The following is a 15,232-nucleotide window of genomic DNA, read 5'->3' on the forward strand; positions in this document are numbered from 1 at the left end:
CCGGCCGCCGGCGGCTTCCGTCCCGAGCATCCCGTCTCGGACCGAGAGTTTGCCCAGCTCCATTGCGCGATCCGGATCGTCTTCCCCCAGGTAGGGCTCGTCCTCTCCACCCGTGAGCCTCCGCTGCTTCGCGACCGGCTGATTCCCTTGGGCGTCACCATGCTCAGCGCCGGATCCCGGACCGACCCCGGGGGTTACACGGGAGCGGGGAGGGAGCGGCTCCATCGGACAACCGGCGGCAGAGCGGAACGGGTGACTCCTGCGGAATCCTCCGTCGAGGCGACGGGGCAATTCGCCCTTTCGGACGAGCGCCCCCCCCGCGTCATCGCCGAGCGGATTCGAGAGCTGGGCTACGAGCCCGTATGGAAGGATTGGGAAGAATGCCTGACGAATGCCGCATCCTCGTAAACGGCAAAGAGCGGATGATCCCGGCTGGAACCTCGGTGGAAGATCTTCTCCTCTCGCTTGGATATCCCGCCAAAGTGGTTCTCGTCGAGTTGAACAAGGAGGTTCTTCCGAGGCGGGAATGGGCGGAACGCCGACTTCAGCAGGAAGACCGCGTGGAAATCCTGCGAGTGGTCGCCGGCGGCTAAGCAGAGGAAGCTTGCGGCAAAGGCGCGCGAACCTTCTCCCGGCTTACTCCGGGGGAGGAGGGGGCGGAGGCGGAGGACCGCCGTTATCCGGCGAAGAGAAAGGAGAACCGCTTCCGAACGGAGCGGGAGGATTGCCGGCGGAGGGAGCTGCGCCGTAAGGCTCTTGCGTGGGGACCGGCGGCATCGGCGGCGGCCCGGAGCCATCCGAAGGGAACGCGGGCATCGCCGGAGGTCCACCTCCCGGATTGTTCGAGTTTCCTCCGCCCGGAGATCCATTGGAACTCCCCCCGGATCCGCCCGCCAAGAGGGAGAGCCTCTGCTGCGCTTGCTCTTGGAGCTCCTGCTCGTACTCGAGAAGGAGATGCTCGCGCGCGTTGCGCTCGGCGGCGGAAGCCTGCCGTTCGTAACTGCGCCTCTCGGCCAGCGCCGCTTCGTATTGCTTCTGCTGTTTCTGATGAGAGTAGATCCCTCCTCCCAACGCCCCGAAAAGCGCACCGAGCCCGGCCCCGATGGCCGCTCCTTCCCCTCCGCCGAACATGGCTCCCCCCAAGGCTCCTCCGGCGGCCCCAATCCCGGCTCCCTCCCCCATCGTGGTCGGCCCGCCGCTGCCCGCACGGAAGACATCGGGCCGCCGCACGCGCGACGGCGCATTCTCCATGACCTCCGCATATCGGGCCCGAGCCTCCCGCTCAATCTCCTTCAAATGCTGGACGAAGCGATCCCACCGCTGCTCCTCGAGCAGTTGCGCCTGCTCGAGCTCGGGGCTGCTCCGCAAGACAACCCGCATGTCGGCCCCTCCCTCGCTCGGAGCGGGAGCTGTAAAGGGCAGGGGCGTCGTCGAAACGAACTTCCAAGATCCACCCTCTCCCAGCGTAGCGACCGCCTTCCAGGCAAACGGGAAAGGCGTCCCAGGCGTAAGGGAAGCAAGCGGCTTCTTCCGGTGAAAAAGATACTCCTGACCCGGCGCCTGGTCCTGGGTCAGGATCAAGTCCTTCAAGTGACGACGCGCCCACGATCGCTCTGGAGCCGGAATTTCGCTCAGCCGTTTCGTGAGGTTGGCCGCATCCAAGTCGGCAATCGGAACCCAATACTGATCGCTTTCGGCGACTACGGTCGCGTCGTAGGTCTCGTTCCAGGAACCGTCGGCGTTCTTCCGCTCCTCATTCGACTTGAGCGAAACGAGGGAGATCCCCCGCGGCAGCTCCTTTCTTAAGGCCACTTCCGCCTCCGCAAGCGTCGGCTTTCTCTCCGGCGGGGGCTCCACGATCCTCGTCCCGCCGGGAGGGGAGCCGCCATCGACTACACGCTCTCCGATCTCTGGCTTTTTCGGTGCCAACAAAGCGGCTACGAACGGCCCGAGGGCGAAGTAGGATCCGACGCCCAAAAGACAGAGAGCCGCGACAAAGGCAAAGAGAAGCAGAAGCTTCTTGCGCCCCCTCGCCTTCGGTCTCCTCTCGGGCTGAAGCTCGCTGCCGCATTCCGGACAGACGAAGGGATCCTCCCCCGCAACCTCGACGACCATTCCACCATGGGAACACTCCCCCACGTTTGGACATCTCCCTTTCCGGACGGGCTTCGGAGAACGATCCTTCGGAAAAGGCCGGGTTGTGTTGGAACGCCCATCGGATCCCGGATCGACCGAACGAGGTCTAGGTTTTACATCCGCATCAGGATCAATCAGATCGCTCATACGACTCCTGGACCGACGACGTAAGGCAATCATCCCTCATCTCGCGCGTCTTGTCAAAGTAAGACCTGCGGAGATCAAGGCTGCACGGAGGCTTTCTCCCCTTTCCCCCGAACGATCCAGAGCTCAACCCGGCGATTCTTCTCCCGGCCTTCCGGCGTGTCGTTCGAGGCCACCGGCATCTGGTCTCCCTCTCCGGCGGTGGCGGCGACGGGGATCCCCAGGACGCGAAGCGCCTGCCCCACGCTCTGCGCCCGTTCGACGGAAAGGCGCAAATTGTAAGCCCGATCCCCCACATTGTCCGTAAAGCCGATCAGCAGGACCGCTTCGCCCGTCTCTCCCTTTCCCTCCATCAACTTCGCCAGCCTCCGGATGTCGACGAGGGCCTTGTTGTCCAACTCGGCACTGCCCGTCCGGAAACGAACGTCGAAGGCGACCCGATTCCCATCCCTCACCAAATCCCGATAGCCGGAAGGGGCGTTGCGCGGGATCTGCGCGGCCGGCTGAATGAGAGACTCCGCCGCTTCCGCCGCCTTCGTCGTGGCTCCGATGAAACCCGCCTTCTGCACCTGCTGCTGCCCTCGATCGGACAGAACGAATTGCATGAAGGCGTCTACGTCGGGATTTCGCCCGCTTCCCTTGGTGTAGAGGTAGAGCCGAGTCGAGAGGAGATAGGCTTCCGACTCGAGCGACGCAAAGGTCGGAGCCAGCGGATTGGTCTCCTTCTCGTAAAGCGCCAGCGCCTTGCATGCCCCGATGTGTGGAAAATCGACGATTCCCAAGGAGTGGAGATCGCCGGCGACCCGGGAGGAGATCTCCTCCCCCTTTTCCAGACGCTCCACCCCGGGGGAAACGGGGGATTCCCCCAAAACCCTTCGGGCAAAAAGCTGCCAGCTGCCCGACGCGACCGGCGGCGCATAGAGAACGAGTCTTCCCTGTGGAAAGCCGATCGCCTTGCCGTCCGGAACCGATCCTCCGAAGAGCTTGCGGAGTTCACCCAAGGAGATCTTCGAAACGGGGCAGGCGGCCGAGACGATGACCGCGATGCCGCTCACCCCGATGACATGTTCCGAATCGGGGGCCGTGATGTTGATTGCCTTGCCGAAGAGAGCCGCCTCCTCCGGCCGAATCTTCCGAAAGGCCATCGCCACTTGCGCCGCATCTGCCGCCAGATCCTTCCATCCATCGGGAGTATTCGAGAGAATGACGCGAACCGAAAGCTCCCCCTCCCCGTTTGCCGATCTTCCTCGGACGGAGAGCGAGCGGCCCTCTCCTTCCCGGTGGATCGTGACCCCGGACGCCAACCCCTCCTCGGAGAGGAACGCCCGCACCAAGTCGGGAACGAGCTTCTCCCCGAGGATTTGCGAGCCGGAAATGGTGAAAAGAGTCCGCTCGGCCACAGGAAGAGAGGCCTTGGGGGGCGGAGGCAGAGCGGGACTCGGCGCGAGCGAGGGCTGCGGGCGGTCGCGAAGCGACAGCCAGAGGCCGGCGCCTCCCCCTACGATCAGAAGGAGCAGCGAGAGGAGAAGGATGCCCCGCTTCCCTCCTCTCCTCGGAGGGTGAAGCACCTCTTCTTCCGGCACCAGAGGCGTTCCGCAATCCGGACATACGAAATCCTTCCCTTCGGGAACCTCCACGACCGAGCGGGTATCCGCGCGGGTCGGGCAGTTCCCGAAGTTCTCGCAGTACCCGCGTCTAACCGCCATGGTTCGGCAGCTTTCCCTTTCTCCGCCGCAACGCCCTCATCCTTCTCCGCGAAGAAGCTTCACCGCTTTCCGCCCCCAGTCCGGCAACGACTTCCCTCGGGGATCCGTCGGAGGCAGTTGTCGGACCAGATCGTTCACCAGCGAAACCACCTTTTGGGTCAATTCGTTCCGTTTCGGATCCCGCCGGATTTCCGGATCGGCAAGCTGTTTGCCTACCGCCTCCTCCAGGGTCAAGGCCTTCGGTTCCGGGATATTCGCGAGCGCTTCCGGAATCGTCGCTCCTTCCAAGAAGAGCGGGGTCTCGAAACCGAACTCGTCCTTCGTCAGCATGGCCAGCTCCTGCGCCCCTCTCTCGTTTTCCCGGCCGGCGATCAACCCCAAGGCCATTCCAAGGAGGAGATAGGGGGCGATGCGCTCCTGCAACTCCCCGCGGCTCGGGAGAAAAAGGCTCGGAAGCGACTGTCCGTCGCCTTCGATGTGAAGCTCCATCCGGGCCCGCGCGGGATTCTGCCCGTTCACCCGCTCGAGGTATCGAGCCCGAAGAAAGGAGAGCAACTGGACGACGCGCAGCGGGAAGAGGTTGGTGACGCTCGTCAAAATGATCTCGTTGGGTTTGCTTCCGTCGAGAAACTCGCGAGCCGTGGTCTGCACGCACTCCCAAAAGATCTCCCGCAGCATCTTCACGAAATCTTCGGCTTCGGGAGCCTTGGGAAGAATCACCGTGAAGTTGGAGACGCAGATTTGCGCCGCCGGATTGATGCCGGGAGCCGACCGCTTGATCTCGTCCGGGTTGAAGATCAAGTAGTTCCCGGCCGCCTTGACGATCCCGTCGATGAAAAGCCGAAGCGCCTGCCGATCCCCGTAGCGGTCGCGGAGCTTGTCGATGATGCTGACTCCGATCAGCCTCTCCTTGGTGCTTTCGATCAGATTATTGTGCGAGATCTTCGCATTTTCCATGCACTGGTTCTCGAGAACGTCCAAAAAGGTCGTCTTGTTGATCCGCTCGTTGAACGTACGAAAGTCGAGCTTGTCTCCCAGCAGAGCCACCAGAGCGGAGCGGACCCGCTGCGTCTGGGTGAGCTGCTCCCGGGCATCCTTCGTCAGCCTCCGCGTGACGATCCGAACGAGCTCCGGATCGTAGAACCGGATGATCTGCTGCCGGTAATCGACTTGGCTGCTGTCTTCGACGCAGCGCTCCGCGATCTGCTCCTCGAAGTTTTTGACCGCTTCGGCGATCATAGCCGAACTCCGATCGAGCTCGGCTTTCAGTTGGGTGATCTCCTCGAGCAAGACCGGGGTGAACTTCTTGGCGAACTGCCAGCCTTCGATGCGGGTTCGGCAGGCGTAGAGGTCTTGGAGGGTCAAGGCACAGATATCGAAGAGCCGCTTTCTCTTGCCGAACATGTCGGAGATGACCCCGACCTTTGCCCACTCCTTCTCCTGGTCCTTGAGCTTCTTGGAGAGCGCTTCCTCCTGAGCCTTCGCCTTCGCGACGTCGTCGTCGAAACGCTCCGAACGATTTCGCAAATAGGTGATCACGCTCCCGACCAGCCCGCTGATCTCATGGACCGACCGAGCCCCGTCCCGCCAGTTCCCGAAAAGCTCCCTCTCGAGCTTTTGCCGAATCTCCCGCGCCCGCTCCCGGGCGGAGGCCGAGACGGTCTGATAAAAGGCTTTGACGCCGTGTCCCCGATATTGATCGCTGAAACGGAGCTCGAGCCTTCCCTTCAGGCTGTCGAGCCACTTGGCCCCCTCCTCCCTCTCCTCGATATCTTGCTTGAACGCTCCGGTAACGGTCGTCCAGTAGCGGCCGATCGGCTGCCAGCGCCCCTGGGTCCCATCGGCCTCCAAGACCGGAGAGGACAATAGCAAGTGCTCGTCGGAAAGAAGCCATCGCTCGAGCTGTTCCGGAGCGCTGACGTAGCTCATCAGATCGACGTTCTTGGCATTCGGAAGATACCCCTCCGTCTCCGACCAGTTGTTGTAGCGGAGCTGCAGCGCCGCCTGCCGCGCGAATTGATACGCGAGATATTCGGCGATTTCTTCCTCCGGCACCGCGATCCGCTTGACCCCGAAGGCGAGCCACCGCTTCGATCGAACGCCGACGTTGGTCCCCGGAATCGTCTCGGGCATTCCGTCCCCGTTTTCCGCGTTCTCCTGCCGGGCCAGGCTCGCCCAGTTGACCTTTCGAACCGTTACGATCTTCTGGTAGAGAAAATCCGCGACGACGTTCGGAATGTCGTCGACGCTGAGCGCGAGCCCGTTCTCATTATGGGTGGTGAAGAGATAGGCTCCGTTGAACGGAGTCTGCAAGCCCGTCATCTTCCCGCCGTCCCCGGCGATGTTGCAGGGAACGAATTTCCCGATGCTCAGCGCGTTGAGCTCCGCCAGTGCGGCATAACCGTTGGCGTGGTAGTTCCCGGTGTTCCAGTTGGGCTTGGGATGCTCTTCGGGGAGCAGAAGATAGCCGATGATCCGATACTGAAGAGAGTCGGGATAGAGTCGGCGGATCTGGCAGAGAACATCGAGGATCGTTCCGCTGCCCGTCCCTCCGGCCAAACCGGTACAGACATGAAACGTGACGCTGGTCTCTCCGCCCGCCTGCAATTCCCGCACCTGGGAAGTCAGCCTGTCGCAGAACTCGGTCGCATGGTTGGCGAAGAGAAAACGGCCGAGCCTCCGTTTCTGCCCGCCGATCGCATCGCCTACGATCCCCCCGAGAATATCGTTCCAGATCGCCCGATCGCCGATCCAGGGTCGGATGCCCGGATAATTCGTCAAGTTTTCCAAGATCGAAGAGAGGTTGGAGCAGCGGATGTGGAGCTGACTGTTCGGGCCCAATTGGACGCTCTGTCCCAGGATCTTCCACGTCGGATCGTCGAGCCGCATGAGCTCGTCGCTCGAATCGATATACAGGTATCCGATACTGACGTCTTCCGGGTTCAAGCTCCGAAATTCCTGAAAGATGGTCTTTCGGACCGCTCGGATGATTTTGCCTCCCGTCCCCCCGAGGCCGATGATCATGTGATTCGGGTTCATCGATGCTGTCCACTTCCTAATCGGCGGTGATTCATGAAGATCTTCGGGCATGGACCCACGCAGATCGTTTCGCCGGCAGGAGCTTCCGCTCCTTATCCATGGGAGAAAGTTCCTCCGATGTAGCAGAATCGATCGCTATCGAGGGTTTACCCTGATTCGGATTACCTAGGCGGCGGAAAAAAGCAATCCCTTTTGCTCCGACTCCCCGAGCCTTTCCCGCTTCGAGATCCCGGGTCTCGCGACCGTTCGGCTCGCAGCAGCGAGAAAGAGTTTCTTGCCAGGCGACTTGACTCGAGCTTCTCGATCTTCCTACAACCCGGAGGCCCGCCATGCTCGGAGACCTTCTCGCCGTAACGACCTCCTGCATCCTTCTCTTCCTTGTCGAAGCAACGGGGCAATTCCTCCTGGCGTTCGCGGCGGCCGTCCTGTTGGCCGGCGGCTGCTGGTGGCTGGCCAGCAACTACACCAAGCTCTGGAATCTGCTCTTTCATGCCAACCCGATTCACCACTTTTTTTGCGCCGTCGCAGCCCTGGCCACCTTGGCAAGCGCCCTGCTTTTCTTTGCCCTGAGCCACGCGAAGACGGCGGGCACGCAGTTCGTCGATCTCTGGGCGGCCTCGCTCCAAGCAAACCAATCCTGGAAGAGCAGCACCTTCGAGGAGGCCCGGAAGACCGTCTGGCAGCTCGGCCAAGAGCCGCATAACCCGGCACTCTGGCAGGACCAGAGCGGCGGACCGATCGTCCCTCTGACGAATCCGAACACCAAGTTCGTGGTCGCCAAGATCTACGCGAACGGCGCGGCCCGCAACTTCCAGCGGATGCACCCCTTCCTGAGCTGGATCCTCTCCGTCCATGTCCGCACCGCCGAAGAGGCCGTCTCCCGGGACGTCCAGCAATATTTGAACGTCCAGCCCAACGCCGTCTACCCCGACACCAGGGCGATCGGCATCGTCGCGGACTACGTGAAGAAGGAGCTCGACGAGCAAACGCCGAAGCTCGTGCCTCGACTCCGGCTGATCCTTTTGCTCCTCTTCCTCGCCGTCCAATCGGTGCCCTTCACCTTGATCGGGTGGGCGGCCTATCAGGACATTCAGATCCGAGCCTGACGTCGCCTCGGCGGTTGCCTTGCGGACGCTAGTTTTCGAGGACGAAGCGAATCGGGACCATCACATACGATTCGACGGGCGTCCCTCCGATCGTCGCCGCTCGAAAGCGCCACCGGCGGACCGCTTCGAGCGCGGCCCGATCGAGCGGTCCAAATCCCGAGCTTCGGCTCACCGCGACAGACTCCGCTGCCCCGTGGGGGGAAACCAACACCTTCAGCACCACCGTTCCCTGCTGGCCTCGACAACGGCACTCCTCAGGATAGGGAGGCGGTGGATTGCGGAGATAGTCGGGCTGAGCGCTCGTCGTGCCGCTGGCGCGCCGCAAGGTAATGGCATCCCGCCCCACCCCGGAGACGCCCTTCCCTCGCGCGGCCACCGATTGGGCGCTTCGCGGAGACTTCTCCGACTCCTTATGCTCCACGATCCGGGGAGTCGGCTTCCGCTCGATCGCCTGCGCCATCTCCTCGGGAGCCGGCTTGGGGAGAACTTGCGGTTGCGGAGGGAGCTCCGGCGTCGCTTCCGATTCCGACGCCCCTTCCACCAGGTCGACGGCGACGGAGTTCTCCCCCTGCGCCATGCCGTACTGAGCTCGATGGACGATCGAGCCATTCAATCCCAGCAAAATCCCCGCGTGAAGAGCCGCAGACGCCAAAAGACCGATCCACCGTTCCCGTTCCATCCTCTCGTTCTCCTGTCGTCGCTCCCCGCCGCGACCGCTTCCGCCGGGCCTTCCCCAAGCCGCTGGGCGATGTTCTACCATTGCATGGACGCCAGATGCCGCAAAATCCATTTTTTCCTTTCCCGGACGAAACCCCGTCTTCCCCTCGGGGAAGCTCTTTGGCCTTGACGGAGGAAGCGGGAATCGCCCATAGCTCAAGGATCATGCGCCAAAGAAATGGAGCGCGGCTCATCCTTGCCATTTCCATTGCGGCCCTCCTGCTCGCCACCCTCACGGGATGTGGAGGGCCCTTTTCCGAATCGACCGTGGAGGCCGCCCGGAACCAACCTTCCTTCGGAGCTCTTCGGCACAACCCCGCCGCCTACCAGGGGAGACTCGTCATCCTCGGCGGCAAGATCGCCCAAATCCAAAACCGGAAGAGCGCGACGGTCCTCGAAATCGTACAGCACCCTTTGGGAAGCGGCGAACGCCCCTCGTCCACCGATCAATCGGGCGGACGCTTCCTCGCGGTAACCCCGAAGTTTCTCGATCCGACCATCTACAAGCGCGGCAAAGAAGTCACCGTGGCCGGCCGAGTCAGCGGCGTCCAGCCGGGTAGGATCGGCAAGAGGAGCTACAGCTATCCAGTCATCTCGATCTCCCAGATTCATCTCTGGCGCCCGGTGAGCGCCGTCGGCTCGGATTACGACTGGGCCATGATGAATTGGGGCTATGAGCCGGGAATGTGGGGGCCCGGGATGGGCTTCTTCCCCGGATTCGGGATGTGGTAACCGCAGGAGCGGCGTCCGCCTTATGGCTCCCTACTTCCCCAGGAAAAGGCTGCTCACCGCTTGGCTGCTCCTCGGCCTCCTCGTTGTCGGCTGCAGCCCCTTCTCGAGCGAGGTAAAGAAACAGGTGCGCGATCAGCCCTCCTTCGGCGCGATTCGGGCACGCCCCTCCGCCTACCGAGGACGCATGGTCATGCTCGGCGGCACCATTGCCCAGACGAAGAATCTCAAGGATGTCACGCTGATCGAAGTTCTCCAGGAGCGGCTCGACAGCTCCGATCGCCCGATCCCATCCGACAAGATCGGCGGGCGCTTCTTGGTGCGAACGTCGACCTTTCTCGATCCTTCCGTCTACAGCAAAGGCCGTGACATTACGGTCGTCGGCCGCGTCGCCGCCCCGCAGCCCGGCGTCATCGGGGAAAAACCATACACCTACCCCGTCATCGCAGCCACCCACATCCATCTCTGGTCGCAATATACCTCCGCCGATTATGCCTGGGGATATCCCGGCATGGGGTGGGGCTGGGGCTATCCCTACATGGGGATGGGAATGGGCTGGGGAATGGGTCCGTGGTGGTGGTAATCGGTTCTCCGGCTGCGCTTCGAGGGAGCTCTTTTCCGTTCTCTCTTTCTCCCGCCCCTCTCCGCTCCTCCGTGCCGATCACGCCCCGGCGTGCTACGATATCCTCAGTGAAAGCAGACCGAAGACGGCGGCCCGTGGGCGTTGGTCTTGCTTCGTCTTCGGATGCGGCTTGGCAACCGAGGAAACGCCGATGGATCGGTTTTGGCTCAGGGAGACGAGGCCGGCGGGCCTTCTTCTCCTCCTACTCCTCGCCGGCTGCAGCCCGTTCTCGAGTGAGGTAAGGAAGCAGATACGCGATCAACCCTCCTTCGGCGCGATTCGGGCTAACCCTTCCGCCTACCGGGGACGCATGGTCCTACTCGGCGGAACCATCCTCTACGCCAAGCACCGGAACCGGGCGACCTTCCTCGAAATCCTCGAGAAGGAACTCAACGCCTACGACCACCCCGTCTCCTCCGACAAGAGCGACGGTCGCTTTCTGGTAGGCATCTCGGGATCTCTGGATCTCTCCACCTACGCCAAGGGCCGCGAAATCACGGTCATCGGCCGCGTGGTGGGCCCGCAGCCGGGCCGAATCGGAGAAAGGCGCTACATCTATCCTCTGATTGCTGCGACCAAGATCCACCTGTGGCGGCAGCACGAGGCGAACAGCGCCTACTGGACCTATCCTCGCATGGAGTGGGGGTGGGGCTATCCGGGAATGGATTGGGGCACCGCTTGGGGCATGGTCCCGCCGATGACGTTTTGGTAGCCTAATCGCCGAATGCGATGCCGACCGCCCTTGCCGCGGCGATCTCCTCGCAATCGGGCGGCACCGTCTTGGTTGCTCGAATCGCCTCCCGGATCGGTACCGACCCTACATGCCCATTCTGAAATGCCACCATTTCTCCGAAGCGCTTCTGCTCGACCAACCGCACCGCCGCAACCCCGAAGAGCATCCCGAGATTCCGATCCAACGCCGTCGGAGGCCCGCCGCGCTGGAGATGGCCCAACACGACCTCCCGGCTCTCTTGACCCGTCATCTGCTCGACCATCTTGGCCACATGGCGGCCGATGCCGCCCAGTCGGATCTCTCCCAGAACCCCCTTCTCCGTTTCTTCGTCTTGCGTCACGAATTGTCCATGGTCGGGGCGGGCTCCTTCGGCGACCACGATCATCGTCTGGAGGGCGCCTTCCGCGATGCGCTTGCGCACCTCGTGCGCGATTTTCTCATAATGAAAGGGGATCTCCGGCAAGAGGATCACGTCGGCTCCGCCCGCCAACCCGCCGAAAAGCGCGATCCACCCTGCGTACCGCCCCATCACCTCCACGACCATGACCCGTCTGTGGCTGGTGGCGGTCGAACGCAATCGATCGAGCGCCTGCGTGACAAACTCCACGGCCGAGTAGAACCCGAAGGAGATCGAGGTCGCCGAGATGTCGTTATCGATCGTCTTGGGGACGCCGACGATCGGCAATTTTACCTCGAAGAGCTGTTGGGCCGCCGTGAGGGAGCCGTCCCCGCCGATGCAGATGAGACCGCCGATCTCCAATCCCTCCACCGTCTCCCAGACCTCGTCGAGCACCGCCTTGGGGATCTGCTGAATCTGTCCCAGCCCGACCCGCGTCGCAAATCGTCCCCGATTGGTCGTGCCGAGAATGGTCCCACCCAAGCTTGCGATCCCGACGGTCGCGTTCTCCTCCAGGATGCGATAGCGGACCGGCGAGAGAAGCCCCTCGAAGCCGTCGATGAAGCCGTAGACTTCCCAGCCATGCTGGCTGGCGGCTGCCACCACGGCACGGATCACCGCATTGAGGCCCGGGCAATCTCCGCCGCTCGTGAAGATGCCGATACGGAACGCCGCCATACCGCCTTGTTGTCGCGTTCCCGCTTCCTTCCCTAGTTCCCTAGTCGGCGTCTACGGAAGATTTCTTACCGCTGCTTCGATGGCGGAGAAGTCGGGAAGCACCGTCGGATTGGGAGTCACCTCCGAATAGGCGATCTTCCCTTCCCGATCGATCACGAAGGCCGCCCGAGCCGCTACATCGCCGATGCCCAAGACTCCGGGGAAAAGCACCCCGTAAGCCCGGCTGACCTCCTTGTTGAGGTCCGAAAGGAGGGGAATCCGGATTCCTTCCTTCTGCGCCCAAGCTTCCTGCGAAAAGGGGCTATCCACGCTCACGGCCAGGACCGATGCATCCAGCCGCGCGTACTCCTGAATGCCGTCGGTCATCCGGCACATCTCCTCGGTGCAGACGCTTGTAAAGGCGAGGGGGAAGAAGAGAAGAACGACCTTCTTTCCTCGAAAGGAGCTCAATGCGACGTCGACGAGCCCCTCTGGGGTTTTTCGCTTGAGCGTAAAGTCTGGTGCTGCTGCTCCTACCGGTAGTGCCATTCGTCCTCCTCCCGCCTTGAGCCGTCCGCTCGCTCCGCTTCTTGCGCCTGACGCCGGAAGGGAGACCGACCGCCGCTCCTATCCTAGGAAGCGGCTGTCTGCTCCTGCTCCAGACGCTTGTCGCGAAGCGCGGCCTTCCGGCTGAATTTATAGCGGCCACGATCGTCGATGCCAATGCACTTGATCCAGACCTCTTCCCCCATCCGAACGACTTCCTCGACGCGTCGGACGGGCGTCTCCGCAAGTTCCGAAATATGAACCAAGCCCTCGCCCTTTCCGCGAATCTCCACGAAACAGCCGAAATCCTTGATCCCGCTTACCCGTCCGCGGTAGAGGCCGCCCACGACCAACTCGCCGACCACCTCTTCCACCAGCTCCCGGGCCACCGCCATCGCGTTGCTATCGGGCGAATAGATGCGGACGGTCCCATCGTCTTCCACGCTGATCTCCGCCCCGCTCTCCGCCGAGATCCTCTTGATGTTCTTGCCTCCCGGGCCGATCAGGAGCCCGATCTTGTCCGGATGAATCTTGAGCGTGTCGATACGCGGCGCGTGCTTCGAAAGCTCCTTGCGCGGCGACTGCATCACCTGCTGCATGAAGGCCAGGATCTGCCGCCTGGCCGCGGCCGCCCGATCGATTGCTTCCTGCAGGAGCGGGATCGGGATGCCCGGAAGCTTCAAGTCGAGCTGGAAGCCGGTCACTCCCTGCTCCGTGCCCGCCAACTTGAAATCCATATCGCCATAGTGGTCTTCCAAGCCGAGGATGTCGGTCAGCAGGACATGTCTCCGGATTTTCCCCGCTTCGTCCGGTTCGGTGACTAATCCGACGGAAATTCCCGCAACCGGAGCTTTGAGGGGAACGCCGGCATCCATGAGCGCAAGGGTTCCCCCACAGACGGTGGCCATGGAGGTAGACCCGTTGGACTCCAAAATTTCCGAATTCACCCGAATGGCGTACGGGAAGCTCGATTCGGGCGGGACGACCTGGAAAATCGAACGCTCGGCGAGCGCTCCGTGGCCGATCTCGCGGCGGCTCTGTCCTCCAATCCGCCCCACCTCCCCCACGCTGAAGGGAGGAAAGTTGTAGTGAAGGAGGAATCGCTTTGTCGTCTCCCCGCCTCCGTAGGCATCGATCTCCTGCGCCTCGCTCAGCGAGGCCAGCGTCGCCATGCAGAGAGCCTGCGTCTCTCCGCGGGCGAAGAGTGCGGTCCCATGCACTCGGGGGAGGATCCCGGTCTCGGCCGACAGCGGCCGGACCTCGTCGAATCTCCTTCCATCGCACCGTTTGCCTTCCTCCAGGACGCGGTGCCGGAAGAGCTGCTGCTGCAGCTTCGTGAATGCCCGAGCGACATCGGCATCCGAGGCCGTCGGGAAGCGTTCGCGAACCCTTTCGACCAGCTCCGCCCTTAGCTGCTCCAAGGCGCTCTCCCGATCCTGTTTTTGCGGGAGGTACAACGCCTCCTCCAGCCGATGTCCCACCAGCTCGGCGGAGAATTGGAGGATCTGGGGATCGGGCAGAAAGCAGCTGTAGCTCCGCTTCACTCGCCCGACCTTGGCCGCAATCTCCTTTTGGCCACGGATCAACCCCTCGATCGCTTCCTGCGCAACCTCCAGGGCGCGCTGGAAGTCCGCCTCGGGCAGCTCTCGGGCGCTTCCTTCGATCATGAGGGCTTCGGTTTCCGTTCCTACGTAGACCAGATCGAGGTCACTGAACTGCCGATCCCGATGCGTCGGGTTGACCGTCCATTTTCCCTCGAGCCGGCCCAGACGAACCGCCCCGACGGGACCCGCAAAGGGGATATCCGAAACCATCAGAGCCAGGGAAGCGGCATTGATGGCCAAGATGTCGGGGTCGTTTTGCGCATCCGCGGAGAGGAGGGCGAGAATGACCTGAGTTTCGTAAAAATACCCCTTAGGGAAGAGCGGGCGCAGCGGCCTGTCGATCATCCGCGCCGTGAGGATCTCTTTTTCGGTCGGGCGCCCCTCCCGCCGAAAATATCCTCCCGGAATCCGGCCGGCGGCGGCCGCCCGCTCCCGATATTCTACCTGGAGGGGCAAAAAGTCTTGTTCCGGCTTGACCGATTTCGTGGAGACAACGGTCGCCAAGACCACCGTCTCTCCGCAACTAACCACCGCCGCCCCATCGGCGAGCTTCGCCAATTTCCCGGTCTGTAAAGTGATCGGCGATTCCCCACAAGCGACCGATACGCGTACTGGAAGTTCCATTCCTTATCCTTTCTTCTCTGCGATCTGTCGGAGCCCTCCATCCGGAGCTCCGCTGCTCCAGTAGCAACGGCTACTTGCGCAACGACAACCGACCAATCAGGTCGCGGTAGCTGACAGGCTCCGTCCGATTCAAGTAATCCAAGAGCTTGCGCCGACGACTCACCATCCGCAATAGGCCGCGCCTCGAGCTATGATCCTTTTGATTCTGCCGAAGGTGATCGGTCAGTTGCTGGATTCTTCGGGTTAAGAGAGCTACCTGGACGGTCGCCGACCCTGTGTCGCTGTCGTGACGACGAAACCCTGTGATGATTTCTTGTTTCTTCTCCTGATCGAGCATCGCTTTCTCTTTTTTTGAATGAAGATACTGGAGAGGGCTCTCGTTCGCCAATTGTTTTCTCGCGGTGCGCCCCCTTCGGCTTCCGCGCGGAGGGGCGCCCTCCGATCGACCGGACCGGCTCGCGCTCTTCGAGCC

At 62.3% G+C, this 15,232-nt stretch carries 13 protein-coding genes and 1 pseudogene; 6 read left to right on the top strand and 8 right to left on the bottom strand.

Annotated elements, in window-relative coordinates; all coding sequences use genetic code 11:
* Positions 1-408: pseudogene (locus FN369_RS06895) on the top strand (2-iminoacetate synthase ThiH); the annotation flags it as partial.
* Complete coding sequence (gene thiS / locus FN369_RS06900; protein ID WP_178087735.1) at positions 381-593, top strand: sulfur carrier protein ThiS; 213 nt, start codon at positions 381-383, stop codon at positions 591-593. The pseudogene FN369_RS06895 and the gene thiS, both read left to right, overlap by 28 nt.
* A 43-nt stretch (positions 594-636) precedes the next feature.
* Here the strand turns inward: thiS and FN369_RS06905 are convergent, their stop codons facing one another.
* The 3 genes from FN369_RS06905 to FN369_RS06915 all read right to left on the bottom strand — a co-directional run bounded on the left by FN369_RS06905 (position 637) and on the right by FN369_RS06915 (position 7,025).
* Positions 637-2,139 (bottom strand): hypothetical protein, encoded by a 1,503-nt coding sequence (locus FN369_RS06905; protein ID WP_142525447.1) that lies wholly within the window; start codon positions 2,137-2,139, stop codon positions 637-639.
* A gap of 218 nt (positions 2,140-2,357) precedes the next feature.
* Entirely contained in the window at positions 2,358-3,986 is a 1,629-nt protein-coding gene (locus FN369_RS06910; RefSeq protein ID WP_142525448.1) for a phosphate ABC transporter substrate-binding/OmpA family protein, read from the bottom strand.
* Between the two features lie 36 nt (positions 3,987-4,022).
* Positions 4,023-7,025, bottom strand: a complete 3,003-nt coding sequence (locus FN369_RS06915; protein ID WP_246189600.1) for a tubulin-like doman-containing protein — start codon at positions 7,023-7,025, stop codon at positions 4,023-4,025.
* A 329-nt stretch (positions 7,026-7,354) separates the two neighbouring features.
* Here FN369_RS06915 and FN369_RS06920 point away from each other — a divergent pair, with 329 nt between their 5' ends.
* A complete protein-coding gene (locus FN369_RS06920; protein ID WP_142525449.1) occupies positions 7,355-8,131 on the top strand; it encodes a hypothetical protein in 777 nt (258 codons plus the stop codon).
* 28 nt (positions 8,132-8,159) lie between these two features.
* Here FN369_RS06920 and FN369_RS06925 read toward each other — a convergent pair whose 3' ends face one another.
* Positions 8,160-8,810: an energy transducer TonB gene (locus FN369_RS06925; protein WP_246189601.1), complete on the bottom strand. Its 651-nt coding sequence runs from the start codon at positions 8,808-8,810 to the stop codon at positions 8,160-8,162.
* 203 nt (positions 8,811-9,013) lie between these two features.
* Here FN369_RS06925 and FN369_RS06930 point away from each other — a divergent pair, with 203 nt between their 5' ends.
* The 3 genes from FN369_RS06930 (at position 9,014) to FN369_RS06940 (ending at position 10,911) form a co-directional block, all read left to right on the top strand.
* Complete coding sequence (locus tag FN369_RS06930; protein WP_142525450.1) at positions 9,014-9,580, top strand: Slp family lipoprotein; 567 nt, start codon at positions 9,014-9,016, stop codon at positions 9,578-9,580.
* Between the two features lie 22 nt (positions 9,581-9,602).
* Positions 9,603-10,160 carry a Slp family lipoprotein gene (locus FN369_RS06935; protein ID WP_142525451.1) on the top strand — a complete coding sequence of 186 codons (558 nt, stop codon included), beginning with the start codon at positions 9,603-9,605 and terminating at the stop codon, positions 10,158-10,160.
* Positions 10,161-10,350: 190 nt separating this feature from the next.
* Positions 10,351-10,911 carry a Slp family lipoprotein gene (locus tag FN369_RS06940; RefSeq protein ID WP_142525452.1) on the top strand — a complete coding sequence of 187 codons (561 nt, stop codon included), beginning with the start codon at positions 10,351-10,353 and terminating at the stop codon, positions 10,909-10,911.
* 1 nt (position 10,912) lies between these two features.
* On the opposite strand, the gene FN369_RS06945 is transcribed toward FN369_RS06940, so the two are convergent.
* From FN369_RS06945 to rpsO, 4 genes are all read right to left on the bottom strand, one after another.
* Complete coding sequence (locus FN369_RS06945) at positions 10,913-12,007, bottom strand: 6-phosphofructokinase (RefSeq protein WP_142525453.1); 1,095 nt, start codon at positions 12,005-12,007, stop codon at positions 10,913-10,915.
* Positions 12,008-12,058: 51 nt separating this feature from the next.
* Positions 12,059-12,535 carry a redoxin domain-containing protein gene (locus FN369_RS06950; protein ID WP_142525454.1) on the bottom strand — a complete coding sequence of 159 codons (477 nt, stop codon included), beginning with the start codon at positions 12,533-12,535 and terminating at the stop codon, positions 12,059-12,061.
* Positions 12,536-12,618: 83 nt separating this feature from the next.
* Positions 12,619-14,760, bottom strand: coding sequence for a polyribonucleotide nucleotidyltransferase (locus FN369_RS06955; RefSeq protein WP_142525455.1), 2,142 nt, complete (start codon positions 14,758-14,760; stop codon positions 12,619-12,621).
* 70 nt (positions 14,761-14,830) lie between these two features.
* Positions 14,831-15,097, bottom strand: a complete 267-nt coding sequence (gene rpsO / locus FN369_RS06960; protein ID WP_142525456.1) for a 30S ribosomal protein S15 — start codon at positions 15,095-15,097, stop codon at positions 14,831-14,833.
* Between the last annotated feature and the right edge of the window lie 135 nt (positions 15,098-15,232).

Source organism: Methylacidimicrobium cyclopophantes (assembly GCF_902143385.2).
Taxonomy (GTDB): Bacteria; Verrucomicrobiota; Verrucomicrobiia; order Methylacidiphilales; family Methylacidiphilaceae; genus Methylacidimicrobium; species Methylacidimicrobium cyclopophantes.

Excerpts from the sequence above, each read along its gene's own strand:
- FN369_RS06910 (WP_142525448.1), bottom strand. The coding sequence starts at position 3,986 with ATGGCGGTTAGACGCGGGTACTGCGAGAACTTCGGGAACTGCCCGACC.
- FN369_RS06950 (WP_142525454.1), bottom strand. The coding sequence starts at position 12,535 with ATGGCACTACCGGTAGGAGCAGCAGCACCAGACTTTACGCTCAAGCGA.
- FN369_RS06930 (WP_142525450.1), top strand. The coding sequence starts at position 9,014 with ATGCGCCAAAGAAATGGAGCGCGGCTCATCCTTGCCATTTCCATTGCG.
- FN369_RS06925 (WP_246189601.1), bottom strand. The coding sequence starts at position 8,810 with ATGGAACGGGAACGGTGGATCGGTCTTTTGGCGTCTGCGGCTCTTCAC.
- FN369_RS06915 (WP_246189600.1), bottom strand. The coding sequence starts at position 7,025 with ATGAACCCGAATCACATGATCATCGGCCTCGGGGGGACGGGAGGCAAA.
- thiS (WP_178087735.1), top strand. The coding sequence starts at position 381 with ATGCCTGACGAATGCCGCATCCTCGTAAACGGCAAAGAGCGGATGATC.
- FN369_RS06935 (WP_142525451.1), top strand. The coding sequence starts at position 9,603 with ATGGCTCCCTACTTCCCCAGGAAAAGGCTGCTCACCGCTTGGCTGCTC.
- FN369_RS06920 (WP_142525449.1), top strand. The coding sequence starts at position 7,355 with ATGCTCGGAGACCTTCTCGCCGTAACGACCTCCTGCATCCTTCTCTTC.
- FN369_RS06955 (WP_142525455.1), bottom strand. The coding sequence starts at position 14,760 with ATGGAACTTCCAGTACGCGTATCGGTCGCTTGTGGGGAATCGCCGATC.
- FN369_RS06945 (WP_142525453.1), bottom strand. The coding sequence starts at position 12,007 with ATGGCGGCGTTCCGTATCGGCATCTTCACGAGCGGCGGAGATTGCCCG.
- rpsO (WP_142525456.1), bottom strand. The coding sequence starts at position 15,097 with ATGCTCGATCAGGAGAAGAAACAAGAAATCATCACAGGGTTTCGTCGT.
- FN369_RS06940 (WP_142525452.1), top strand. The coding sequence starts at position 10,351 with ATGGATCGGTTTTGGCTCAGGGAGACGAGGCCGGCGGGCCTTCTTCTC.